Source organism: Ralstonia sp. SA306 (assembly GCF_054792405.1).
This window is the reverse complement of record NZ_CP096452.1, coordinates 576,196-598,506: the sequence shown is the minus strand read 5'-3', so window position 1 is coordinate 598,506 and position 22,311 is coordinate 576,196. Positions and strand designations below refer to the sequence as shown.

23 protein-coding genes are annotated in these 22,311 nt (G+C 60.0%); 11 read left to right on the top strand and 12 right to left on the bottom strand.

The window, feature by feature from the left end; all coding sequences use genetic code 11:
• Positions 1-17 precede the first annotated feature (17 nt).
• From paaA to M1D44_RS19310, 5 genes are all read right to left on the bottom strand, one after another.
• Positions 18-1,037 carry a 1,2-phenylacetyl-CoA epoxidase subunit PaaA gene (gene paaA, locus M1D44_RS19330; RefSeq protein WP_024979318.1) on the bottom strand — a complete coding sequence of 340 codons (1,020 nt, stop codon included), beginning with the start codon at positions 1,035-1,037 and terminating at the stop codon, positions 18-20.
• A 165-nt stretch (positions 1,038-1,202) separates the two neighbouring features.
• Positions 1,203-2,651 (bottom strand): DHA2 family efflux MFS transporter permease subunit, encoded by a 1,449-nt coding sequence (locus tag M1D44_RS19325; RefSeq protein ID WP_024979319.1) that lies wholly within the window; start codon positions 2,649-2,651, stop codon positions 1,203-1,205.
• Positions 2,652-2,691: 40 nt separating this feature from the next.
• Positions 2,692-3,219, bottom strand: a complete 528-nt coding sequence (locus tag M1D44_RS19320) for an SRPBCC family protein (protein ID WP_316853665.1) — start codon at positions 3,217-3,219, stop codon at positions 2,692-2,694.
• A gap of 234 nt (positions 3,220-3,453) precedes the next feature.
• Entirely contained in the window at positions 3,454-3,885 is a 432-nt protein-coding gene (locus tag M1D44_RS19315) for a VOC family protein (RefSeq protein WP_112187504.1), read from the bottom strand.
• A 73-nt stretch (positions 3,886-3,958) separates the two neighbouring features.
• Entirely contained in the window at positions 3,959-4,390 is a 432-nt protein-coding gene (locus M1D44_RS19310) for a YybH family protein (protein ID WP_316853664.1), read from the bottom strand.
• A 138-nt stretch (positions 4,391-4,528) separates the two neighbouring features.
• On the opposite strand from M1D44_RS19310, the gene M1D44_RS19305 reads away from it, so the two are divergent.
• Positions 4,529-5,173, top strand: coding sequence for a TetR/AcrR family transcriptional regulator (locus M1D44_RS19305; protein WP_316853663.1), 645 nt, complete (start codon positions 4,529-4,531; stop codon positions 5,171-5,173).
• 84 nt (positions 5,174-5,257) lie between these two features.
• The gene (locus M1D44_RS19300; protein ID WP_316853662.1) at positions 5,258-5,770 is read left to right on the top strand and encodes a hypothetical protein; all 513 of its coding nucleotides are present in this window, start codon (positions 5,258-5,260) and stop codon (positions 5,768-5,770) included.
• A gap of 45 nt (positions 5,771-5,815) precedes the next feature.
• Here the strand turns inward: M1D44_RS19300 and M1D44_RS19295 are convergent, their stop codons facing one another.
• Both M1D44_RS19295 and M1D44_RS19290 read right to left on the bottom strand, forming a co-directional pair.
• Positions 5,816-6,760 carry a chemotaxis protein gene (locus M1D44_RS19295; RefSeq protein WP_024979325.1) on the bottom strand — a complete coding sequence of 315 codons (945 nt, stop codon included), beginning with the start codon at positions 6,758-6,760 and terminating at the stop codon, positions 5,816-5,818.
• Positions 6,761-6,875: 115 nt separating this feature from the next.
• Positions 6,876-7,781, bottom strand: coding sequence for a LysR family transcriptional regulator (locus M1D44_RS19290; RefSeq protein ID WP_316853661.1), 906 nt, complete (start codon positions 7,779-7,781; stop codon positions 6,876-6,878).
• A 112-nt stretch (positions 7,782-7,893) separates the two neighbouring features.
• Between M1D44_RS19290 and M1D44_RS19285 the strand changes: the two genes are divergently transcribed.
• Entirely contained in the window at positions 7,894-8,955 is a 1,062-nt protein-coding gene (locus M1D44_RS19285; RefSeq protein WP_316853660.1) for an SDR family oxidoreductase, read from the top strand.
• A 333-nt stretch (positions 8,956-9,288) separates the two neighbouring features.
• Here the strand turns inward: M1D44_RS19285 and M1D44_RS19280 are convergent, their stop codons facing one another.
• The 3 genes from M1D44_RS19280 to M1D44_RS19270 form a co-directional block, all read right to left on the bottom strand.
• On the bottom strand, positions 9,289-9,660 hold the full coding sequence (locus tag M1D44_RS19280; RefSeq protein WP_316853659.1) for a hypothetical protein: 372 nt from the start codon (positions 9,658-9,660) through the stop codon (positions 9,289-9,291).
• 93 nt (positions 9,661-9,753) lie between these two features.
• Positions 9,754-10,677: a hypothetical protein gene (locus M1D44_RS19275; RefSeq protein ID WP_316853658.1), complete on the bottom strand. Its 924-nt coding sequence runs from the start codon at positions 10,675-10,677 to the stop codon at positions 9,754-9,756.
• A gap of 267 nt (positions 10,678-10,944) precedes the next feature.
• Positions 10,945-11,559: a hypothetical protein gene (locus tag M1D44_RS19270; RefSeq protein ID WP_235193279.1), complete on the bottom strand. Its 615-nt coding sequence runs from the start codon at positions 11,557-11,559 to the stop codon at positions 10,945-10,947.
• A 328-nt stretch (positions 11,560-11,887) separates the two neighbouring features.
• On the opposite strand from M1D44_RS19270, the gene M1D44_RS19265 reads away from it, so the two are divergent.
• Positions 11,888-13,243: a hypothetical protein gene (locus M1D44_RS19265; RefSeq protein ID WP_316853657.1), complete on the top strand. Its 1,356-nt coding sequence runs from the start codon at positions 11,888-11,890 to the stop codon at positions 13,241-13,243.
• 389 nt (positions 13,244-13,632) lie between these two features.
• Here the strand turns inward: M1D44_RS19265 and M1D44_RS19260 are convergent, their stop codons facing one another.
• Entirely contained in the window at positions 13,633-14,358 is a 726-nt protein-coding gene (locus tag M1D44_RS19260; protein ID WP_316853656.1) for a glycine zipper 2TM domain-containing protein, read from the bottom strand.
• A gap of 598 nt (positions 14,359-14,956) precedes the next feature.
• Here M1D44_RS19260 and M1D44_RS19255 point away from each other — a divergent pair.
• Positions 14,957-15,496 carry a hypothetical protein gene (locus M1D44_RS19255; protein ID WP_024979333.1) on the top strand — a complete coding sequence of 180 codons (540 nt, stop codon included), beginning with the start codon at positions 14,957-14,959 and terminating at the stop codon, positions 15,494-15,496.
• Between the two features lie 2 nt (positions 15,497-15,498).
• Positions 15,499-15,942, top strand: a complete 444-nt coding sequence (locus M1D44_RS19250) for a hypothetical protein (RefSeq protein WP_316853655.1) — start codon at positions 15,499-15,501, stop codon at positions 15,940-15,942.
• A gap of 407 nt (positions 15,943-16,349) precedes the next feature.
• Here the strand turns inward: M1D44_RS19250 and M1D44_RS19245 are convergent, their stop codons facing one another.
• Entirely contained in the window at positions 16,350-16,892 is a 543-nt protein-coding gene (locus M1D44_RS19245; RefSeq protein ID WP_428984663.1) for a CbrC family protein, read from the bottom strand.
• Positions 16,893-17,189: 297 nt separating this feature from the next.
• Between M1D44_RS19245 and M1D44_RS19240 the strand changes: the two genes are divergently transcribed.
• The 5 genes from M1D44_RS19240 to M1D44_RS19220 all read left to right on the top strand — a co-directional run bounded on the left by M1D44_RS19240 (position 17,190) and on the right by M1D44_RS19220 (position 20,374).
• On the top strand, positions 17,190-17,795 hold the full coding sequence (locus M1D44_RS19240) for a hemerythrin domain-containing protein (RefSeq protein ID WP_239498050.1): 606 nt from the start codon (positions 17,190-17,192) through the stop codon (positions 17,793-17,795).
• Positions 17,796-17,843: 48 nt separating this feature from the next.
• Positions 17,844-18,113 carry a DUF2249 domain-containing protein gene (locus M1D44_RS19235; RefSeq protein ID WP_112187488.1) on the top strand — a complete coding sequence of 90 codons (270 nt, stop codon included), beginning with the start codon at positions 17,844-17,846 and terminating at the stop codon, positions 18,111-18,113.
• 163 nt (positions 18,114-18,276) lie between these two features.
• Positions 18,277-19,101 (top strand): helix-turn-helix domain-containing protein, encoded by an 825-nt coding sequence (locus M1D44_RS19230; protein ID WP_316853654.1) that lies wholly within the window; start codon positions 18,277-18,279, stop codon positions 19,099-19,101.
• A 199-nt stretch (positions 19,102-19,300) separates the two neighbouring features.
• On the top strand, positions 19,301-20,008 hold the full coding sequence (locus M1D44_RS19225) for a succinate dehydrogenase/fumarate reductase iron-sulfur subunit (protein ID WP_316853653.1): 708 nt from the start codon (positions 19,301-19,303) through the stop codon (positions 20,006-20,008).
• A gap of 30 nt (positions 20,009-20,038) precedes the next feature.
• A complete protein-coding gene (locus M1D44_RS19220) occupies positions 20,039-20,374 on the top strand; it encodes a cupin domain-containing protein (RefSeq protein ID WP_024977745.1) in 336 nt (111 codons plus the stop codon).
• Positions 20,375-22,311: the final 1,937 nt, after the last annotated feature.

Genomic DNA, 22,311 nt, shown 5'->3' with positions numbered 1-22,311 from the left:
GGTGGGCTCCTTCCGGTTCAGGCAGCTTGTTGGTTGGCGGTGGCGCGTTCGGCCCGCTTGCGCGCGTAGGCAAGCGCGGCCTCGCGCACCCATTCGCCTTCTTCGTGTGCACGCTTGCGGGTGGCAAGGCGCTCGCGGTTGCACGGGCCGTGGCCGTCCAGCACACGCTTGAACTCAGACCAATCGAGCGGTGAGAAATCGTAGTGGCCGCGCGCTTCGTTCCACGTGAGGCCCGGGTCTGGCAGCGTCACGCCCAGCACGCGCGCCTGCTCGACGGTGGCATCGACAAAGCGTTGCCGCAGATCGTCGTTCGAGATGCGCTTGATGCCCCAGGCCATGGTCTGCGCGCTGTTGGGCGATGCAGTATCGGGCGGCCCGAACATCATCAGCACCGGAAACCACCAGCGGTTGACGGATTCCTGCACCATGTCGCGCTGCGCCTGCGTGCCGCCCATCATCGTCAGCAAAGATTCATAGCCCTGGCGCTGGTGAAATGACTCTTCCTTGCAGATGCGGATCATGGCGCGCGCATACGGGCCGTATGAGCAACGGCACAGCGGCACCTGATTCATGATCGCCGCGCCATCGACCAGCCAGCCGATCACGCCCACGTCTGCCCAGGAGAGCGTCGGGTAATTGAAGATCGACGAATACTTCGCGCGACCTTCGTGCAGCGCATCGATCATCTCGTCGCGCGAGCTACCAAGCGTTTCTGCGGCGGAATAGAGATAGAGGCCATGGCCCGCTTCATCCTGCACCTTGGCCAGGAGGATGGCCTTGCGCTTGAGCGACGGCGCGCGGCTGATCCAGTTGCCCTCGGGCAGCATACCCACCACCTCGGAATGCGCGTGCTGCGAAATCTGCCGCAGCAAAGTCTTGCGGTAAGGCGCAGGCATCCAGTCTTGCGGCTCGATCTTGTGGTCGGCGCCGATACGTGCGTCAAAGCGCGCCTGCAAATCGGCTTCGCCTTGGGAGGCAGCGGCCAGCTCCTGCTCCGTAGGCAGACCGCCGGGCTGGTCGAGGCTTTGGGTGTACATGCGATCCTCCGGCCGCTTTCTGGACATGTGCACGGCACGTCATGTGCGCCGTGTTTTGGATGGATCGATTATAAACCGTCCGACCGGTCGGTCAATAACGGGTTTCACCGCATGCCTCGTTTGAGACATGCGGTGAAACCGGCGTCCTCTTTGCCCTTCTCGGACTTAGATTGGCGCTGCAGACGACGCTTCCCCCTGCGCCGCCCCATGCGTGCGGGTGCGCACAAACACCCCTGCCAACACAGAAGCAAGCAGGGCTGCAACAGCGCCCAACAGGAACGCGAGGTGGTAGCCGCCATTGAGCGCGGTCGTGGCATCGGCGCCTGCCGCGGTCAAACCTTCGGTGCGTGCAGCGGCCAAGCTTGCCAGGATGGCCAAGCCTAACGCACCGCCCATCATGAACGACGTGTTGACCACGCCCGACGCCAGGCCCGACTCATCCGGCGCCACATCACTCATGGCCGCCAGCAGCACCGGATTGAATGCCACACCGGCGCCCAGGCCCAGCAACAGCATGCCGGGCAGCACGTCGAGCACAAAGCTGCCGCCGGCAGGCGCGCGCGCAAACAGCACCAGCCCCACAGCTGCCACCAGCAAACCCAACGACAGCGGCGCGCGAATGCCAAAGCGCATCACCAGCTTGGCCGACAAGCCCAGCGAGAACACCGCCATGATGATGTTGGCCGGCAGGAAGGCCAGCCCCACCTGCATGGCGCTGTAATCAAGCACGCGCTGCATGTACAGCGCCGAAATGAAGAACCACGCGAACATCGCCGCCGCCCACAACACGCCCACCAAGTTGGCCGTGGCCACGTTGCGCAGCGCGAACATGTGCAGCGGCATCAACGGATGCGACACGCGCGATTCAATGATCAGGAACGCGATCATCAGCGCAATGGCAATGCCCAGCTGCGTCAGCGTTTGCGTGGATGTCCAACCGGCTTCGTTGCCATGCACGACCGCATACACCGCCAGCATCAGCGACGCGGTCACGGCAATCGCGCCCGCCACGTCCAGCTTCGTGCGATCGGCCAACGGCTTGCCCGCAGGCAACAACGCCACGCACGCGGCATACACCGCCACGCCAATCGGTAGATTAACCAGGAAGATCCAGTGCCAGCTCAGCGTGCTCGTCAGCAAGCCACCGAGCAACACGCCGATGCTGCCGCCCCCCGCACACACAAAACCGTAGATCCCCATCGCCTTGGCGCGATCCGCCGGCGAGGTGAACAGGTTCATGATCAGCGACAGCGACACCGCCGACACCACTGCACCGCCCAGCCCCTGCACGGCGCGCGCCGTGATCAGCAGCCCTTGCGAATTCGCCAGCCCGCATGCAGCCGAAGCCAGCGTGAACAACGTCAGCCCCAGCAGGAACAGCTTGCGATGTCCGAACAGGTCTCCCAGCCTGCCACCCAGCAGCAGGCAGCCGCCAAAGGTCAGCATGTAGGCGTTGACGACCCACACGAGCGAGGTTTCGGTAAAGCCCAGGTCTGCCTGGATGGACGGCAGCGCAACGTTCACGATGGTCGTATCCAGCACGATCATCAGCACGCCCAGACAGAGCACGATGAGGGCAAGCCAGCGCTTGCGTTCGTCGATGCCATGCGTCATGGAATCACTCCTATGATTGGCCGCTGCGCCTGAATGTCGATCAGGATTGCGCAGCCGATTTAAGGTTGGCGAGACCGGCTTCAAAGTCCTTGCCGATCATCGCGTCCATACTGAAGAACAGGCCCATCACCTTGGAGATGAACGGGCTCGGGCCATACATGGCCCAGGTGACGTGCGTCACATCGCCGGCAGGCTTGAGCGTGAATTCCGCAGTGTTGTGCGCCGCGAAGGGCTTCAGGAAATCCAGCTGAATCTGGATGCGGCTGGGCGACGTTGAATCGACGATCTCCATGCGCCCGGCCCCCACTTCCCGCGAGCCATCCCACGCATAGTTCGCGCCTTTGCCACTCGCGGGGCTGCCATAGGTGCGCTTCATTGCGGGGTCACGCTTTTCCCACGGAGACCAAGTCGTCCAGTGGTGAAAATCGTTGATCAGGGCGAACACTTCTTCGGGCGGTGCCTTGATGTCGATCTCGCGCTGCACTTTGAAGGTATCCGGGCGTGTGGCGGCAAAACCCAGCGCAGCAGCAATCGCGACGACGATGACGATCGCAATGATCTTCAGCATGAAGAGCGCTCCAACAGATGGGGACAGCAGGTGAAGGGACGCCTTTGCGCAAGCCGTGCAAAGGGTCGCGGTCAGAACAGCCGGTCGTCGCCAAGGGGGTGGTTTCGTTGATATTAGTAAGGCGCCGATGATCGCGCAGCCTGGCACCGGACCGTGGCCCTGCGCCAAGGCAGGCGCCCTACGATTTTTCGTAGAACGGCCACCGAGCGGCGGCCGTTTTCACACGCACCACAATTACATCGGCTTGGGCGCGATCACCATCCACGTGATGCCGAAGCGGTCGGTCACCATGCCGAACGCATTGGCAAAAAACGTTTCGGACATCGGCATCGTGACGTGACCGCCATCGCCGAGTGCCTTGAATGTCCGTTCGGCAGTGGCGTTGTCGGGCACGCTCACGGACAACCCGAAACCTTTGAAATCCGTCTTGCCGCCGGCCATGCCGTCGGACGCCAGAATCTGGGTTTCGCCCACGCGGAAGGCGGCGTGCATCACCTTGTCGAGCGGGGGCGCCATGCCGCCGCATTGCTCGGCAGTGGGCTGTGCGTCCTTGGGCGCATCCTTGTAGTGCATCACCACATCGACCTTGGCACCAAGCGTCTTCTTGTAGAACTCCAGCGCTTCTTCACAACGACCTTCGAAGAACAGATACGGTTGAACTTGCATCACAACTCCTTGGGGTGGACTTGGGGGACTGCAAAGCCGCGCATTGCGCCACGCGGTCGGGGGAAAACCTCGCTCAGCCGCACGCCGGTTCAGGCACCGGCATCGGCACTGAGGCATGCTCGTGTACGACTTGCCAACGGCCATCGCGCTTGCGGAAACACACGGTAGCGCGCGTCTGCGCATCGTGCTTTGCACCGTCCCGATAGCGCGCACGCAAGCGATTCACGCTGAAGCAATAGGCCAGATCGCCACTCACCTCAAGGTGCAGCTCGGTGAATTGGAAATCGGCCTGACCCTCAAGCGCATCGAACCAGCTTTGCCAGTTGCGGCGGTATGCGTCGACGCCTTTGACGAACAACGGCGGCGTCACATCGAAGACCACCACATCGTGTGCGTAATGACGTATGACGGCGTCGACATCCTTGGCGCGGACGGCGGCAGCCCACTCGTTAATCAACGTACGTAGTTGGGCCTCGTCGTCCGCTGCGGTAGTGGCAATCGTCATGTTGGCCTCCAAACATCTGTTGCACGAAAGGCTTGGAAATTTGCGTCACAGCGCCTAGGGTTTAATTGTGAACACTGTCCACAAAAGATAGCAGACATAATGGACGGTGTCCACATAGAACTTGCGGAGTTGCATTGCATGACCCAGGAACCGCCCCGACCACCCGTGCGCACCACGTATCGCCATGGCGACTTGCGACGTGCGCTGCTTGACGCCGGCATTGAACTGGCGCGCGCCGGCGGGCCCGACGCCATCGTGCTGCGCGAAGCCACGCGCCGCGCGGGCGTGGTGCCAAATGCCGCCTACCGGCACTTCGCGGGGCGGCAGGACTTGCTACAAGCCGTGCGGGCGGAGGCATTGGCGGCGTTGGCGCGCGCCATGGAAGCGGAGTTGGATGCCATCGACCCGACGTGGCCAGAAGATGTGCGCGCACGTGCGTCGCTACGCGCCATCGGCGTGGGTTATCTACGGTTTGCGCAGACGGAGACCGGCCTCTTCCGCACAGCCTTTGCGGTGCCCGATGAAGTAGAAAACGACGCGGACCCTGCCAAGGCCGGCAATAGTGGCCTGAACCCGTTCCAGTTGCTAAGCCTGGCGCTCGACCGGATGACCGCTGCCGGCGTACTGCCGTCCGAACGCCGTCCGGGCGCCGAATACCTCGCATGGTCTGCGGTGCATGGGCTGGCCCTGCTCATCATTGATGGGCCGTTGCGCGGGCGCCCGCCTGAGCAGACCGGCGCCATTGCATTGCGTGTGGTGGAAATGGTGGAAAACGGCCTGTAGAGACTGCTGGACAGAGGGCCGATGGAATATTGTCTGCACCCGAAGTGTTTACCATCAGCACAAGCCACACACCGGAGAACCACCATGCAGATGCGACCAGGCAGATGGATCAGCGCGGCCGCGCTCGTGCTGAGCGCATGCGCGGCGCTTTCGCCGATCCAGACGGCCCAAAAGATGATCGGCCAGCCCGAAAGTGCCGTACGCGAGACGTTTGGCACGCCCACCGAGACGTATCAGTTGGCAGGCGGCACGCACCGCTGGATCTATTCCAAGCAGCCGATGGGGCACGAAGTCTATGCCGCAGACTTTGACGCGGGCGGCAAGCTCACCAACTTCCGGCAGATGCTGACTGAAAAGGAAATCTACGAAGCGCGGCCCGGCGTCTGGACCAAGCATGATGTGGCGGAGCGCTTTGGCATGCCGCGCGAACCGACGCAGTACTACCCGCTGATGAAGCGGGAGGCGTGGTCATACCGGATGTACGTCGTCGGGCATCAACAGGCGCACTTCAACGCCCTCTTCGACGACAACGGTGTGCTCGATCGCACCATGATCGTCGTCGACCCGCTTGGCGGCGATCACCAAAGCCGCAAGTGATAAAAAGCCCGGGCGGCGCATTGCACGTCGCCCGGGCTCCAGGGTTTAGCCCAGCGCAGAAGCGATGGCCTGCGCGAGTTCGTTCGCTTCAAACTTTGCAACGTAGCCGTTGGCGCCAACGCGGCGCACGTGGTCTTCGTTGGCGGAGCCCGACAGCGACGAGTGAATCACCACCGGAATCGACTGGAATGCCGGCTCGGTTTTGATCTTGCGCGTGAGCGTGAACCCGTCCATCTCGGGCATTTCCAGATCGGTCAGCACCAGCGCGATCTTGTCGCGCACAGTCTTGCCTTCGCGTGCGGCATCGCGTGCGATGTTCTGCAGCGTGTCCCACGCTTCCTGGCCGCTCTTGGTCATCACGTACGGTGTGCCCATCGCTTCCAGACCGTTGGCGATCAGCGAGCGTGCAAGGCCCGAATCATCCGCCACCAGCAGCTTGGCACCCGGGGGCAGCTTGATCGGACGCTCGCCATTGTCGGGCGCCAGATCGGTACGGCGGGTCGGGAACACATCCACCAGAATCTGCTCGACGTCGATCACCTGGGCCAGGCGTGAGTTGTCGGCGTTGCCATCCAGGCGCGCCAGGCTGGTGATATTGCTGCTGCCCACGCTCGCCTCGGCCGGAAAGATCTGGCTCCATTCCAGGCGCACGATCTCGTCCACTTCTTCCACCGCAAAGCCTTGGGTGGAGCGCGCGTATTCGGTAATCAGCAGGATGTTGGCATTGCCGTTCTTGGTGCCGATCACGCTGGCGAGGTCAATCACGGGAATGATCTGGCCGCGCACATTGACCGCGCCCAGGATATGGGCGCCGGCATCCGCCACATGCGTCACAGGCGGCATGACCATGATCTCGCGCACCTTGAACACGTTAATGCCGAACATCTCGCGCTGATTGGAGCGCGCAGATTCGCCCAGGCGGAACAGCAACAGTTCAAAACGGTTGTTGTTTGTCAGATTGGTCCGTTCATCAACTTCGTGCTGCGACATTGTCTTCCCCCGTTCAAGCACACGTTATGTGGCGGTAAACGGCACGGCGTTTGGCAACTTGAAGGGGTTTTGCGAATGTGAAGGCCGAGCCCTGCCAGCGTGGGGAAACACAAGCCTAGGCAACCTTCACATGGGCGACCAGGAAATCCAGAAACGCCCGCACGCGCGCCGGCAGATGCGCCCCGTGACCGACATAGACGGCGTGGATGTCCTCGGTCTCGCCCGGGTTGTAATCCTCCAGGACGGGGACTAGACGGCCCGCATCCAAGTCAGCGCGCACCTGAAACTCGGCCAGACGCGCCAAACCCAGACCGGCGACCGCCACGGCGCGCAGCGCCTCGCCATCGCTGATCTGCGTGTTGCCGTGTGGGGTGAATTCGGTGCGGCGCCCGCGCTTGATAAAGGGCCAGGCACTGATGGCGCGAACGTAGTTGAACGCCAGGCAGTTGTGGTTTGCCAAATCAGCCGGCGTGCGCGGCATGCCGGCGCGCGCCAGATAGGCAGGCGACGCCACCACCATCAAGCGCGTCTGCCCCAGCTTGCGCGCCACCAGCCGAGAACTCTTTAGCGGACCACTGCGCAGGGCAACATCGGTGCGATCTTCCAGCAGATCGACCACGCGATCCGTGAGCGCAATGTCGAGCGACACCTCCGGATGGCACGTCAGAAACGCCGGCACGATCGGCAGCAGTAAATGCGTGCCGACAGGCACATTGGAATTGATGCGCAAGCGCCCTGCTGGCTGCGCCCCGGCGGAAGCCTCGCGCTCGGCCTCGTCCAGATCGGCCAGTACCGTCACGCTGCGCTCATAGAACGCCATGCCCTCGGGCGTGAGCTGAAAGCGCCGCGTGGAGCGGTTCACCAGCCTCGCGCCCAGCCGGGCTTCCAACCGTGCCACCAGTTTGCTCACCGCCGACGGCGTCATGCGGCAAGCACGCGCCGCGGCGGAGAAGCCGCCCTCTTCAACGACCCGCACGAAGACTTCCATCTCGCCAAAGCGATTGACATCAAGCCGCGACATTGTGATTTCAATTCATAGATGTTGTGCTTGCCGGCAGTCTATCGCACAGATCCGACCGTTCTCATACTGGTGGCCATTGCCATTGCTGCTTCGGGCTCAACTCAACACCAACATGACTGCACAGAATAAAGTCGCGCTCGTCGTGGGCGCACAGGGCGTGATCGGCCGCAACCTGATCGAGCACCTCGCCACATTGGACGACTGGCGCATCGTCGGCCTGTCGCGCCGCGGCGGGGAATCGACGGAGCGCATCCGGCATGTGGCCGTCGACCTGCTCGACGCAGCCGACACGCGCATCAAGCTCGGCGCACTTGGCGACGTCACGCACCTCTTCTACGCCGCCTATCAGGACCGCCCGACCTGGGCTGAACTGGTGCCGCCCAACCTCGCCATGCTGACCAACGTGGTCGACGCCATGGAAGCCGCATCGCCCCAGCTCGCGCACATCAGCCTGATGCAGGGCTACAAGGTCTACGGCGGTCACCTCGGGCCGTTCAAAACCCCGGCGCGCGAAACCGATGCGCATTTCATGCCACCCGAATTCATGTTTGACCAGCAGACCTTTCTGGAAGCGCGCCAGGTGGGCAAGGCGTGGACATGGTCGGCCATCCGCCCGTCAGTGGTGGGCGGCTTTGCGCTGGGCAATCCGATGAACCTTTCCGTGGCCATCGCCGTGTACGCTTCGATATCGAAAGAACTGGGCCTGCCGCTGCGCTTTCCCGGCAAACCCGGTGTATACGACCACCTGCTGGAAATGACCGATGCTAGCCTGCTCGCCCATGCCACCGTGTGGGCCGCCACCGACCCACGCTGCGCCAACCAGGCCTTCAACATCAACAACGGAGACCTATTCCGCTGGAGCGAAATGTGGCCGAAGATCGCCGGCTACTTTGCGATGGAAGTCGCCCCGCCGCTGCCCTTGTCGCTCGACACCGTAATGGCCGACAAGGCGCCACTCTGGCAAAGCATGATCGCCAAGCATGGTTTGGCGAACACGCCCTACCGCGATGTGTCTTCGTGGCGCTTTGCCGATTTCGTCTTCTCATGGGACTACGACATGTTCGGTGACGGCTCCAAGGCGCGCCGCTTTGGTTTTCACGAATACGTGGAGACGGAAGCGATGTTCATGCGCATCTTCGACGACTTGCGCCAGCGCAGAATCATTCCGGGGTAGAGCGTCCGGATGCCTCCGCCCGAGTAGCGCACTGGCCGATCCGGCTAGGGGGATGTCCCGACTCGGGTTTCCTCAGGAAGGGTCGATATAGTGAAGGCGGGACGGTAGCTCATGGGTCGAGCGGCGACGGTTTACCGACGCAGGCAGGCAGGTTCAAATCCTGTACGTCCCACCAAATTGATGTTCGTTGTGGATCAACGAAATTGTGCCGTTAAGCATAAAGTGGCCATTTGGACAGGTTATGGTTGTTTAGTCGTTTAACGGCCGCTCCTGGCCGATAACGGTCGGTGATGACGTTACCTGCGCCAGCGACCACGCTGCGGCGCCACGACGTCAGCGCATGGAAGCAAACGCATAAACGAACACGCCCACGACGAACATGATCGCGGACCAGAAAAACCACGTCGGGACACGTGGCCTCCTAACCGGCGGAGTGTTCACGCTCTCCAGCACCTTGGCCTTGGTTGCGGAGTTCCGAGAGAAGAAGACCGCCCAAGTCACAACGACGCTCGCAAGCAGAAAAAGCGCACCGACAGCCAGATTGCTGACGACATAGGTGTAAAACGAGCCTTCGTTCGCACCCCCGCGCATGGCGACGTATGCCTCGGCGTTCTTTGGCCGGAGGAGGACTGTGCCTTCAGTCCATGTGCTCCAACCATTAAGAAGCAGACCGATGGCCACAAGGTAGAAGCCGGCTAGTTTCACGTACGTGCGAAGAGTCGGCTGCGCCGTGTTCCCGGTCTGCATAGCGTGAATAGAGGGTTCGATTGGAGTCGAAATATTGCCAGAATCGCAGAGCTACTGCGCCTCTTCGAGCACGCTTCGAAGCTGCTCCAATCTCCGCGCCGTCAGGTAGCTGATAAGAGAATCGCGATCTACGCGTGGGCTTCTATGGGTCTCGATGAACTCAACCCACGCACCCCTATATTGGATCCAGGCACGCTGCGCTTCAGCAACGTCGACCTTTGTGATCGTCGTATCTCCGATTCTGTCTGAGGAGTCGGCGCGAATCGCTTTGGACAACATGACTTCGTGCAATACTTGGTCCATCTGCAGATCGAGCTCTCTGACTCTTGTCGGGTCGGCCCTCTCTAGCGTGCCACCCGCAACCTTCCCAAGAAGGCTCACAAAAGCGTCGTACTCATCGGCACTAGCTTGAATGGCAAGGGCGGCACGGGCAGTGCCCGTCATGTCGGTCTCACGGTCGCCACGCCGCTGAGCAAACGCAGACAACGCAGTCTGCAACTGCTCGAACGCGCCACGCTCGCGCTTATTCAATTTTTGCGAAAATTTCGCAAGAACTTTGGTTCGATTTTGAGCACGCCGTCGATCTTCAATACGCGCGCAATAGCCGGCCATGAACCCGCTTGTTGCATCGTCGCAAATATCGAACTCTGCGCCGTCGCTTTTACCATCCATCATCGACAGGTGAAGAACCCGCGACTGTTCCTCGGCAGCCGCCCCACCGAGAAGACAGGCATATCGCACCGCAATCGCTGGGCTCCTTTTTACACCGTAGCCATTTGCGTAAAGCATCATCAACACGCCTACCTCGTCTTGAGCGAAGGCGCAAGCTCTGACGCGCGCCCAGTCGGCATCAGTACGATGAGGAAGGTGCTTTGTGTCGTAGTAGAGGTCGTCCGGCACGCAGATAGCGGCTGACTGCCGCTCTGCGTCGGAAGGCAGATCCTGCGCAGGCGGGACCGCATCCTTCGATGCCATGCAGGCTCGATACCATGCGGACTGCGTGTCGACCAGGTCTGCCGGCATGGATTCTGTGTTGGGGTAGCTGGGCGCGGCAGTTGCCGCTTGCCAGACATACAACAGCATTGCAAGCAGGAGCGAGGATCTCATCGATTGGGCGCGATTGCGGCTCGGATTGCACAGGCAAGCTCCAGCTCTGTGCTTTCCGCCCTCTTTAATGGTTGGATGCAAACGCCAGCCCCCTCGACCGCACGTTCGCGCGCCTGAAGATAGCCGGCATTGTGCTTACTGCAGCAGACGTTGAATGTCGCCTTGCCGTATGGGAAATTTCTTGAAGTCGCCGTAGTCTTCAAAGAACCATACACATTTGCCAGCCGTTTCATCGGTACCACGCGCAAGGCATACCTCGGCTTCGCGAGAATACCAACCCTGCTTTCCATCCTCGATCGTGATGCGCGTGACCGACGGATTACCGAAGCAACTTGACCCAAATACCACGCGCTCAAGCAACGGCTCACCGTTTCTCTGGAGACTCAGGAAGATCTCTGGTGCAGCCCCACACATTCCCCGTTCACTCCAGCCAGTTTGAGTAGCGATGATCGTGTACTTCGAGTCGGGCAATGAGCATTCGTAGGAGAGTTTGCTTGGCGAAAAAAATCCATGGCGAGCCAACACGTCGGGACGAACCGTGCCGTGTTCAGTCAACGCGGAGATCGCCGGGTTGTGTATCCCTCGATACTCGACGTCTAAGAATTGCGCATCCGGGATGCATGAAATGCGCACGAAATCAACGGTATAGTCGGCCCACACTGGACTAGCGAGCACCGAGAGCAGCAGCGCGACGAGTGGAAACCACTTGTGCATTTGAGGCTGCCGACGATCAGTGTGCTTGAGGGTCATGAAGAAAACTTGTTGCCTTGGGTTCGCAGCAGATCCATCTCCATCGCCCTCTTCGAGGGAACACCGGTCAGCATCGGACCATTGTCGGAAACGTATCACTGACTCGCGACCATTTCTAGCAGCGCGAGGAAGGGTGTCAGGTACGGGCGACCGTATTGAATCGAATCGGATGTCGACTCATGGCCGAGAGCGTTCGCTTATCGCACTACCTATGACGGGCCGTTCCCTCCTTGCGAGGGGCACAAACAACGCCCAGCCCTCGGATAGCATCGCAACATCGTATCAATAGTGCGAGGGGCTGCGTGACGCTCCGATCTCGATAACAAGAATGGACAGCAAGCCCGAGCAGAAAGAGCCTTTCGATTATTCGAAGCTCATCCTTTTGGGCACAGCCGCAGGAGTCCTAGCGCTCGCTTATATTGACCTCTACGCCGGGGTGATCCCATTTCTCGGCCCCGCGCTTGTGGTCCTTGCCCCCAACATCTTCCTTGTGGGCGTAGCCCTGATGCTTGCTGGTCTCATGTGGTTGGTCACTGACCGGTGGCTGATCATTGCGCCTTTGGCATTGGCCCTGACCCTGGTCATCGGATTGAACACGCGCATTCCAGAGGCGTGGGCCGACGCGAACCGCGCATGGTCGTCGATGCATGTGGCGCGGACGTACACCGGTACGGTCGGGCAACCTTTGATCATTGACTCGAAGCAGCCCTTAATCGAGGGCCGCCAATGGGGCTACGGCACCGTGAGGATCAACTGCGTCATCGAGCAGTGCTTCCAGTCGGAGGGTTTCCGAACGATCATTCCTGGTATCGAAAATGAGTACTGGCAGGAATCGGTCCAAGAGGTTGCGCTAAACGCAGGATTTACAGCGGCAGCTCAAAACGAAAGAGCGCCTAGGCTGGTGGTCCAATCCGAACAAAAGGATGGCTTGCTGCTGGTTCACATGAAGCTGTCGGACTCGGATGGCAGTGAGCTGGCGACCGGGACCGCCACCTACCGCAACGGCTTCAAAGCGGAGCCGCGAGACGGCAATTGGACACCTAAGCCGCCACCTAGAAACCTAGCCTTGCAGTTTCTTCTTCACGGAAACTTGGTAAGCCAGAAGGTGGGTGACTGGGTCGGACACACGGCTGCCTACCCTTTGCGCACTTTCTTGCAGCAGGCCACCGAACTGAGCGAACCCCAAAATGGCACCCCCGTTGTTGCCGAGCAGGACATTCTGCGTTCGGAGCACTTCGATCCACCAAAGGCCTTCCGAAAAGGGGCAGATCCAAGTGAATCGACGCCCCAATTTTGGGATGAGCGTAGGGAGAAGCGTTGCCGTGAGCTGCTCAAGCCCGAGTTCTTTGGCGCACGCGGTAGCGCATGGTCTGTGTTCACGACAGACCCAACGCGGCGGCACAAGATTCGGCCAGCACCACTGCTGATCTGCGACGACGCTGCCATCTGGAATTTCGACTACGGCGCAATGCCCGGCCACGTAGTTTTGTCCAAGTACGACTCAGAAGGAAACCTCAAATACAGAATAGCGATCGCGCGGCCCGCAAGCGACGCCATGGTTCGCCTGCCCTCTTTCCATGCCGAAGAGCGAACTCTGGACTTCGAATGGTGGAGTGGCAGCCATTCCGGATCAAACTACAACGTCACGTCGGTCACTCGCGTGAGAGTCAGGGAGCCGGCGTGAGAGCAAGAGAAGATGGCCGACAAATCAATATCTCTCGATGAAATCGAAGCAGAATGTTCCGTGACCTTGCTCACCGCATCGCGTCCGTCGCTACGGAAGATGTTGGGCTGACCACTCGGTGTCGGGTCGTCCGCCTCGCCCTTACCCAGCGCTTGTAGCTGCTCCTGAATGTCCTTGGGCAGCGCCGCCAAGAATCGGAACGCACCAAACAAGCTGCTCTTAGTCTCCCATCACACCAGGGCGGACCGTCTTGTCGTCAAGTTATGGGCACAAAAAAGGCCGCTCCGATTTGCCGGAGCGGCCTCTTTGCTTGTTTCTGGCTCTGCCCTTAACTGAACCGCATTCGGCTGGAGGGCCGATTTTGTGCTGCCTGTGGCAGCGTGCAACGATCAGCCTGCGGCCAGGCTGCCGTTTTCCACGTGCACGCGGTCACCCACTTGGAAGCCCGGTGCGGCCTTATAAGTGAAGCTGCGTGTCGCGCCGTTGTCCATGCGTACGCTGACGTTGTAGGACGTGTCGCGGTGGTAGTAGTTTTCAGCTTCATGGCCTGCGTAGCCGCCACCCACCGCGCCGGCGACGGTCGCCAGCGTGCGGCCATTGCCCTTGCCGACTTGATTGCCCAGAAGGCCACCCACCACTGCGCCGCCGATCATGCCCAGACCGGTTTCGTTGCCTTGCTGCGTGGCGATCGGAGTGACGGCGGTCACCTGACCGGCATATGGACTCGCCGCCGGGCGCGGTTGCGCATAGTCGGCGTTAGACGACGGGTTATGTTCCGCATACGACGGGGCCGGACGATGCACCGCATGGTGTACCGCGCCCGGCTGTGCCAGATAGGCCGGGGCCGCTTGGTTCGGCATTGCCGTCTGGCCGGGAGCCGCAAGTGCCGGCGGTGCGGAGGCCGGTTGCGCGGCGACGTTCGCCTCGGTGCTGCCATGCATAGCCTTCGAGGTGGGCAGCACGCCCGTCATGGCGGCCACCCCCGTGACGCTCGCGATGATCACAGCGACGGCAGCGGCGGCCATCAGCGGATGCATGCGGCGCGACTGTGGCATATGGCCCATCGACGTGCCGGCGTAGTGTTGACCTTGGACGTTCGGTTGCTCGTTGTTCATCTTCGTTCTCCCGTGACCAGTGCATGTGGTCTGTTGATGGAGAAAGTTTGGTCGATCGGCCGAGTGGATACCGTTTTAATTTGTAAGGATCTGTAGGGCTCTGTTCCACTTACAAATCAATGGGTTGAGCACCTTAGGTGCGAGGCGTGGCAACCTGACGATGTTACAAACGGTGGGGGAGGCTCGCGGTTTGCGTCCGCGCTGCGCACAAAAGACGGTTCATCGCTGGTTTCCCGGGAAGCCCCCAAGACCTCAGGAACGGGCCGAATTTGGCCGAAAGATGTCCCGACTGATAGTTAGAGCTCTGGCGCCGGGCGCCAACCGACTTAGCTCGGAAATGGCGCGTTGACACAGAACGCAAGAAAAATCTCGACAACCTGGTTCGCCATGAACCACTCGTCGGACCGTATCGGAAGGTTGCCGGCTCCGAAGACCAGAATGGTTCCATCTGGGCCGGCGGCGCTAGACTTGGGTCGCATCTCCGGGCCCGCCTGACAGCCGCCCTCACCATCGTCCGTTCCTGGCCGAACACAGCCGTTGGAACATGTCGCATATCCTGCTGCCTTTCTGCGATATCTGCCCTGCCTGAACATACGAAATGCTCGCGCGACACAAAGCAATTCTGGGCCTGTCCCTGCTGTTCCTTTTGTTGTTGTCTATCTACCCGGCGTTCTTGTTTGCGCGCGATTGCTACGCTCCATCCCTGTTTCCAAGGTTCTATATCGCCTTGGCCGGAGGGGTGATTGTCGCAACGCTGTTCGCCGTACTCGATTTCCCAAAGTCGGACACCTCGTCAAAACGCAGGATCGACCCAGTGGGGCAATTTATTTGCTTTGCGCTGTTCGGCGCCTTCACGACGTGGACCTGGGCGACTACAATTCCCCGCTTCACTGCAGATCGCGTTGTCACCGCCCAAGCCGCATTTGAGAAAGTCCGAGGCGCAAAAAGCTGCCATACCGCCGTCCAGTTTGTCGACCCGGGCGGCGCCGGCACGATCAAGACGTGCGCTTCCCTGTGGAACCTACCTTCTCTGCCGGAGCACGGCACGATCAGCGTTACCGAAAAGGTGAGCACGCTCGGGGTCTACCTGGTCAAAATCGACCTCGTCACTCCGCAAGTTCCAACAGAACGCCAATAAGCATGCCTCTGGAAACCGTCCGCTTCGATCGCGTCTTCGGCATTACCAAGACCTCGCAGAACCGCATGCCAGTGACGCTGTTCGGCTTCCAAAGCGGCGGCCACATTGAGTATTCCGCCGCCGCGCCCGGCGAGCCTCGCATCGAGGCCGGCATGACAGTGACCGCCTATTTGAGGGAGCCCGGAAACTGGCAGACGCTGGTAGCGTGGCGCGACCACGGCAGCGGCGACATCAACTGCGAGTCAGAAGTGGGATGGCTGCTGTGCCTGATCGGCCTTGCCGCGCTCTGCTTTTTCGTGCCGCGATTGTGGCACCAGCCAGTCACGCTGATGCTCACCGCATCGGTGCCCATTGCCCTATTCGGATCGGGCGTCCATAACATCCGATTCCTACGATCTGTGCGGCGCCATTTGGTGGCCAATGCCGACACTAGGCCGCTTCGCTAAAACGTCGACTACTTCAAGGCCCAATACCAGTTGCCCCCATAGTCTCGCTCCACGGTCTCAAGTGACTGGAAAGTGAACATGAGACGTCGGACGATGTCATCGGGACACCCGCGTGCCTGAAACACTGCCTGGAACTCGCTTAAGAGTGTTTCGGTCATTCTCAGCAGGTCACGCTCCGCGTCTGTCTTTGTTTTTACCAAGAACCATGGCGCGCTCGGCTCAAGGCGAAGCGCCTCCACAACGCAGGCAGGAACGTAACGCCGAGCGACGGATTGCATTTCGGCCTCGGCATACATTGCTGTTAGACGAAAACTGGCGGATGGCATAGATGAGTGTCACCTCATGGCCGGTACAGAATGGCTGCTCTTTGCCGGAAGCTGACATCGGGGGCATATGATTTACTTCTGTCAGCACAAGTCCCAAGCGAGCAGCACTTGCCTGCAGTGCCTACAAACGAATTTGTACAGAGCGGAGTCACCACCTGGTTGGTAACCCTCCGTAACCCGTCCCCACGCCGCCTCGTCCTGTTTGTACTCAAGCAGCCAAGCTTGTTTGGTGCTCTCGGATGCTGACTCGACGTCCTGAATACTGGCATCGCCATGGAACTCACAAGCGTCGCCGCAGTGAGAAAGCCACCACTCCTGTTGCCAAGAGATATAGCCCGGGGTCCGAAGATTCACCTCTTCTATAACCTCGGCTGGCACACCCGCACGCGCCAGAGGGTACGAGTCAGCGAAAGATGCGTCCAGCTTGCTGGCTGCAGAACCATCGGCGATGCACCACGGGCACAACGCGTCGTGCAAATCGTTGACTGAATAGACCGGTCCTACATAGATGTAGCCTCGCGCTTGCTTGCAGCACGCGCATATCGTTTCGCTGGCAGCGCCGGCGCCGGTTACAAGGGGCGCCGGATGGTAGCGAAAATATGGGAGCGGTTCTGTTACGGTCATGGCCCTGTACTTTAATGTTCGGTAACGGCCAACACGCCTGCAAGGACGATCAGCCGGCCTCTCTAGCCTTGCTCTATGGTACGCCGAGCCGCTCTTCAAGCAGATTGTGTACCTCGGTCATAAATCGAGCATAGTCGACCGGACTGGCGATCCGCGCTCACCTAGGTAGCGCGTGACGACCTCGCGGGTGGACAAGCGCTCTGCGGTGTGCGGAGTAAAGCGGGGACGAATCGGTGAGGTTGTAAGGTCGAAATAAATGATGTATTGTCAATGCATGTTATATCACTGCGGGCAAAGTTGAAAACCGCGCACCCACGGCCGACGGCAAGACAGGCCGAACAGGAAGCTGAAGGATACGAAGTGAAGCTAGATGGTCTACTAACCAAACCGGCACCCTCTTTCGACGAGCCGCTCGAAATGCTCAAGGCCTGTCACGAGCGTATTGCCGCGCAATGCGCCACGCTCGCGAAGCTGTCGGCACATCTGCCATCGCACGGTGCGGACGAACAGGCGCAGCAGGCGGCCCGAAACATCATGCGTTACTTCGACGTGGCCGGGCCTCATCATCATGCCGACGAAGAAGAAGATCTCTTTCCGTTGCTGATCGCAGAGGGCCAGCGTCGGGGTTCGCCGGTGGTCGAGGTGATCGCGTCGCTGCTCACTGAGCATCGATCTCTGGAAGCGAACTGGGCGCAGTTGCGAGCAGTCCTTGCCGATATTGCTCAGGGCCAGGTCAGGCCGATCGAGCGCGCCTGGGCAGAGAGCTTCGCTGACGCATACCGTCGTCACATCGCCGTCGAAGAAGGTCAGGTTCTGGTGTTCGCCCAAGCGTGCCTGGATCGAAAGCAGCTCGCCAGGCTGAGCACAACGATGGTTGCCCGACGCGCCGTGGCATCGCACTGAAACCCAATGAAGCCCATCACGAGGGCACCCTTTCCAGGAGAAACTTCCATGCCAACTTTGAAAGCCATCGGCACCATCTTCGCCCAGCATCATGTCTTCGATGCACGGGGCATTGCCAAGCGTTTCCGGCACGCGGCCATCTTCGGCGCGCTCGACGCCCTAGAGCCAGGCGAAGTGATGCGCTTTGTCAACGATCATGATCCGCTCCCGCTCCTTGCGCAGATTGAGCGGCACTACGGGCCACGCGTGGATGCCGGATATGTCACCCGCGATCCGGGCAACATCGTGATCGACTTTACGGTGAGAGCGGCCGGCTGAATGTCTGCCGCATCCGCAATCAATGCCGGCGAATGTGTCTTGTGGCAGGCCGCGATCGTCGATCTGGCCAGCACAACGGATGCTTGATGCGCAGATGATTCGACCATTTGCGAACGATGCGTACACGTGCCGGTGACCTTAGTACTGGTGGACAGAGGACAACATGCTGACCACAATCGAACCCGACAGCGTCCACGCGCCTGACGCCTGTTGCAAGACGCTTCTGCCGCAGGCGCGCCAAGAGATTGAGGCGACGAACGTCACCTGCAACAGTTGTGCATTGGCGCGCCTGTGCACCGCTGAGCCGGTCGACACATCGGCCGCAGAGCGGCTCAACGAGTCTATGCGCTGCATCCGTATGATCAAGCGCGGACAAGCGCTGTACCGCAGAGGCGGAAGCCTCCAAAGCATCTATGCCATCCGTGCCGGCTCCTTCAAAACCGTAATCCATCGGACGGGAGGCGCACAGGTCGTCGGCATCGCTTTGTCGGGTGATCCGCTTGGCATTGACGGTATCGCCAGCGGCAAGCATGCCTACGATGCAATCGCACTGGAAGACAGCTCGGTATGCGTGATGCCGTTTGAGCGACTCGAACGCCTGTGCCATGACCTGAAGATCGTTCAGCGGCACGTATTGAGCATGCTCAGCGCCGAGATCGTGCGCGGGTCCAAATGGATGGGGCTGCTCGGCACGATGGGAGCGGAGGATCGCGTCGCTACCTTTCTGTTCGATTTATCGGAACGCTGGAGCGCGCGCGGTTTTTCGTCGACACAGTTCACGCTGAAAATGACGCGCGCGGAAATTGGCAGCTACCTTGGGTTGAAACTCGAAACTGTTAGCAGAATGCTGACGAAACTGCAGCAACGTCGGCTACTTGAAGTGCGCGGCAAAGACATCCGGATTCTCGATATGGACCGATTCCAGGCCGTGGCGATGGATGGCTGCACGCCATTTTCAGGCTCCTGTTCAGTCTCGATATACGGCTAGGCTGAGCGCTAGCGTGACGCCTACCTCGCAAGCCCACGTGTCCAATCACACCTACTCGTCGCTGATATAGAGATAGAACAAGCGAGGCGATGGCCCATCAAACCGAAGGCTCATTTCACCTGAGTGCCTAACCGCCATCGCACCCGCTACGAGAGCGCGGTGCCTCACAGTGGAAAACAAGCGCCGAAGGAGAGACGTCATGAGCGACACACGCGTTTTCGAGGTCTACCGCTACGATCCCGATTCAGATGTCCAGCCCTACATGCAGGCCTTTGACGTCGAGTTGAAGCCAGACGAACGGATGCTGCTGGATGTTCTGATTCGCCTCAAGGCGCAGGATCAGACACTGAGCTTCCGAAGATCATGCCGGGAGGGTGTGTGCGGTTCAGACGCGATGAACATCAACGGCAAGAACGGTCTTGCCTGTACGACCAACCTCAACGAGCTGCCGCGCCATATCGTTCTACGCCCGCTTCCGGGCCTGCCCGTCATACGCGACCTGATCGTGGATATGACGGATTTCTTCAAGCAATACCACTCGATCAAGCCGTACCTGATCAACGACACCGCACCGCCGGAGCGTGAGCGCCTTCAATCACCTCAGGAACGCGACCAATTGGACGGCCTCTATGAGTGCATCCTGTGCGCATGCTGCTCAAGCGCATGTCCGTCGTACTGGTGGAATCCCGACAAGTATGTCGGCCCAGCTGGCCTGCTGCAGGCGTATCGCTTTCTCTTGGATTCGCGCGACGAGGCCACTGCCGCGCGCCTGGACAACCTCAACGATCCCTACCGCCTGTTCCGCTGCCGAACGATCATGAACTGTACGAACGTGTGCCCCAAGGGTCTGAACCCAGCCAAGGCGATCAGCGAGATCCGAAACATGCTCACCCGCAGGGCAATTTGACCGACGCAGCTTTAACGACCAGGAGAGAACATGGCAACACCACACGCCGCGCCCGGAGAGCTGATCGACGTCCGCCCACTGGGCGCTGCACTCCAGCAAGCAAAATCCGTCGCCTTGATCCGCTCGACGCACCTTGAAGTCATGCGACTCGTGCTGCCTACAGGCGGCCGTATTCCTGTCCATCAGGCGCCGGGAGACATTACGGTACAGTGCCTAGAGGGCGTGCTGAAGCTCGGTATGAACTCGGGCACACACACCATGCGCGCAGGAGATCTTCTGCTGCTTCCACCGGAAGAACCGCATTGGCTAGAGGCAATAGAAAGTGCGTCTGTGCTTGTTACCCTCTATCTTCCGCAGCGTCCATAGGCAAGTTGGGGAAGCGGAAGACGGCTTTCGCTGCCCTCTTGCGAACGCCGCACCTTATTGGACAGCCCCCCCCCGCTCAACGTGCCCGGTCAACGGAGCCTGTCGCACTTCCGATAGGAAGAGAAGGGGCGGCAGAGACTGCGTTGCTCAATCATCTCGCTCATATGCGCCTCTCCGACATTGCCGAGTGCGTGCGGGTGCAAGATGTTTGAGACTCCCCCGTCCATCATCGAGCAGGCACCCACGCCGCATAAACGGCGACTTTTCTTTTCAGCCCGCTTCACGTCGGCTTTGCAAGAGCGAACCGCTCAGCCAGGAAGTCGATGAGTACACGCACCCTGTGCGATAAATGGCGCCCAGGCGGATAAATCGCATACAGGCTGCCTGCCGCCAGGCGGTAATCGGAAAGAACCGGTAGGTAGCGCGCAAAGACATAGAGCGCACAGTACGTACAGCAATCGAAGTGCACGTGCGCGGGCACGTTGCACCCTCGAAAGCATCTGAGCAGTGGAAGAAGATTCTTCAACAACTGCCGGCAGACGTGGTGGCCGACATTCTTGCCTTGGAACTCTCCACAGGCAAATACCAGTCAGTACCAATGTGTGAGCACTGCGGCAGATACGGCATGGTTCACTTGCGCGCCTGCGGTCTAATAGAGAACGTCATTGTCTATTAGAGAACGCCAAAGTGGACTACGCTCCACTTGCCCACAATTCCCGAGCTGAATACAGGGTCGGGCGCACTTGGATTAGGGCCCAAGATTCAGTCGTACGCACGTAACCCCATCCGCCCGTCCAACGCGGCCGAGCAGCCGGATGCATCGTCATGATCTGTGCGCAGACGGTCCAGTGGCGAACGAGGAGCTCGGAGGGCTCCATGGCGACCACTTCCCGAGACCCGCATTGCGCGCGCCTCCACGGGAAGAAATCCGTTTGGACAGGTTATGCCTTATTCGGTCCCGTTGGGCCAAGTTATGCTTTAACGCTTAGCGCCAAGCCAGACTAAGCCCTGTGTTCCGGCCACGTTATGCTTTATTCGTCGGCCACGTTATGCCTAACGGCACAGAAATTGTGCCGTTAGGCATAACGTGGCCATCTGGACAGGTTATCCATGATGTTAACGTTTGTGGTTGTGCAATTTCCCAGTACCTAGAGTACCGACGAGGGTTGGTGCCTGCTCAATGTGGGCGCCTGTAAACGACGTCTCGCTGGAGACCGAGACGAGGAATTCGTAATTCTTGTCGACGCAGACTACTGACGTTCTGCCAATCGGACATCTCATTCAGGCGTCTCCTTTTGGCTGGTAGAGGACGTTCGCTCTATCCCGGCGTTGGGACTCAGCTCAGCATAGAAAAACGAAAGACCCCGTGCTCTGCCGGAATGGTGGAGTGCGCAAGCGGCGCGGCCAATGGCATTCCATGTTCGCTATTGGTAAAGAGGACGAATCCGTTCCGGGACGACAGCGACACCATGGCAAATGCTCGGTACCCCGGGTTATTTCCCCAATGCCAGAGGTAGGTGTCGCTGTTCGCAGTCTCGATGCCCCATCCGTATCCGACTTTCACTCATTGCGCGATGGCGATGGTTGGAACTGCAAGAGCAGATATTTCCACAGTCTTGATGTTCTAGCATGGTGCTCCTCGCCTGCGGGTTGAGCGCTACACCATGCGGCGCCGCAAGCATTGCGAGCAGTGTCCCTCGTACTCCTTCAAAGCAGCGTGCGTGACCGCCCAAACGGATCGGAAATTATTTCCACGAGAGCCTGGGATACTGCTCCTGCTGTCGCCGCCGACCGTTTCGAGACAAATGACGGCGTGCCCGACGACAGAACTTGCCGCTTCGAGTTGGCTGGGATTTGAATCGTCGGAAAGCACTTCGAGCACATAGTCAGCACTTTCTCGCATCTCCTTGGCGCGCTCGCGATCAGACGAAATCGCT

Excerpts from the sequence above, each read along its gene's own strand:
- M1D44_RS19255 (WP_024979333.1), top strand. The coding sequence starts at position 14,957 with ATGCTCGCGCGACACAAAGCAATTCTGGGCCTGTCCCTGCTGTTCCTT.
- M1D44_RS19325 (WP_024979319.1), bottom strand. The coding sequence starts at position 2,651 with ATGACGCATGGCATCGACGAACGCAAGCGCTGGCTTGCCCTCATCGTG.
- M1D44_RS19285 (WP_316853660.1), top strand. The coding sequence starts at position 7,894 with ATGACTGCACAGAATAAAGTCGCGCTCGTCGTGGGCGCACAGGGCGTG.
- M1D44_RS19245 (WP_428984663.1), bottom strand. The coding sequence starts at position 16,892 with ATGACCGTAACAGAACCGCTCCCATATTTTCGCTACCATCCGGCGCCC.
- M1D44_RS19270 (WP_235193279.1), bottom strand. The coding sequence starts at position 11,559 with ATGACCCTCAAGCACACTGATCGTCGGCAGCCTCAAATGCACAAGTGG.
- M1D44_RS19225 (WP_316853653.1), top strand. The coding sequence starts at position 19,301 with ATGAGCGACACACGCGTTTTCGAGGTCTACCGCTACGATCCCGATTCA.
- M1D44_RS19300 (WP_316853662.1), top strand. The coding sequence starts at position 5,258 with ATGCAGATGCGACCAGGCAGATGGATCAGCGCGGCCGCGCTCGTGCTG.
- M1D44_RS19305 (WP_316853663.1), top strand. The coding sequence starts at position 4,529 with ATGACCCAGGAACCGCCCCGACCACCCGTGCGCACCACGTATCGCCAT.
- M1D44_RS19250 (WP_316853655.1), top strand. The coding sequence starts at position 15,499 with ATGCCTCTGGAAACCGTCCGCTTCGATCGCGTCTTCGGCATTACCAAG.
- M1D44_RS19315 (WP_112187504.1), bottom strand. The coding sequence starts at position 3,885 with ATGCAAGTTCAACCGTATCTGTTCTTCGAAGGTCGTTGTGAAGAAGCG.
- M1D44_RS19320 (WP_316853665.1), bottom strand. The coding sequence starts at position 3,219 with ATGCTGAAGATCATTGCGATCGTCATCGTCGTCGCGATTGCTGCTGCG.
- M1D44_RS19260 (WP_316853656.1), bottom strand. The coding sequence starts at position 14,358 with ATGAACAACGAGCAACCGAACGTCCAAGGTCAACACTACGCCGGCACG.
- M1D44_RS19265 (WP_316853657.1), top strand. The coding sequence starts at position 11,888 with ATGGACAGCAAGCCCGAGCAGAAAGAGCCTTTCGATTATTCGAAGCTC.
- M1D44_RS19275 (WP_316853658.1), bottom strand. The coding sequence starts at position 10,677 with ATGGCATCGAAGGATGCGGTCCCGCCTGCGCAGGATCTGCCTTCCGAC.
- M1D44_RS19290 (WP_316853661.1), bottom strand. The coding sequence starts at position 7,781 with ATGTCGCGGCTTGATGTCAATCGCTTTGGCGAGATGGAAGTCTTCGTG.
- paaA (WP_024979318.1), bottom strand. The coding sequence starts at position 1,037 with ATGTACACCCAAAGCCTCGACCAGCCCGGCGGTCTGCCTACGGAGCAG.
- M1D44_RS19295 (WP_024979325.1), bottom strand. The coding sequence starts at position 6,760 with ATGTCGCAGCACGAAGTTGATGAACGGACCAATCTGACAAACAACAAC.
- M1D44_RS19230 (WP_316853654.1), top strand. The coding sequence starts at position 18,277 with ATGCTGACCACAATCGAACCCGACAGCGTCCACGCGCCTGACGCCTGT.
- M1D44_RS19310 (WP_316853664.1), bottom strand. The coding sequence starts at position 4,390 with ATGACGATTGCCACTACCGCAGCGGACGACGAGGCCCAACTACGTACG.
- M1D44_RS19220 (WP_024977745.1), top strand. The coding sequence starts at position 20,039 with ATGGCAACACCACACGCCGCGCCCGGAGAGCTGATCGACGTCCGCCCA.
- M1D44_RS19235 (WP_112187488.1), top strand. The coding sequence starts at position 17,844 with ATGCCAACTTTGAAAGCCATCGGCACCATCTTCGCCCAGCATCATGTC.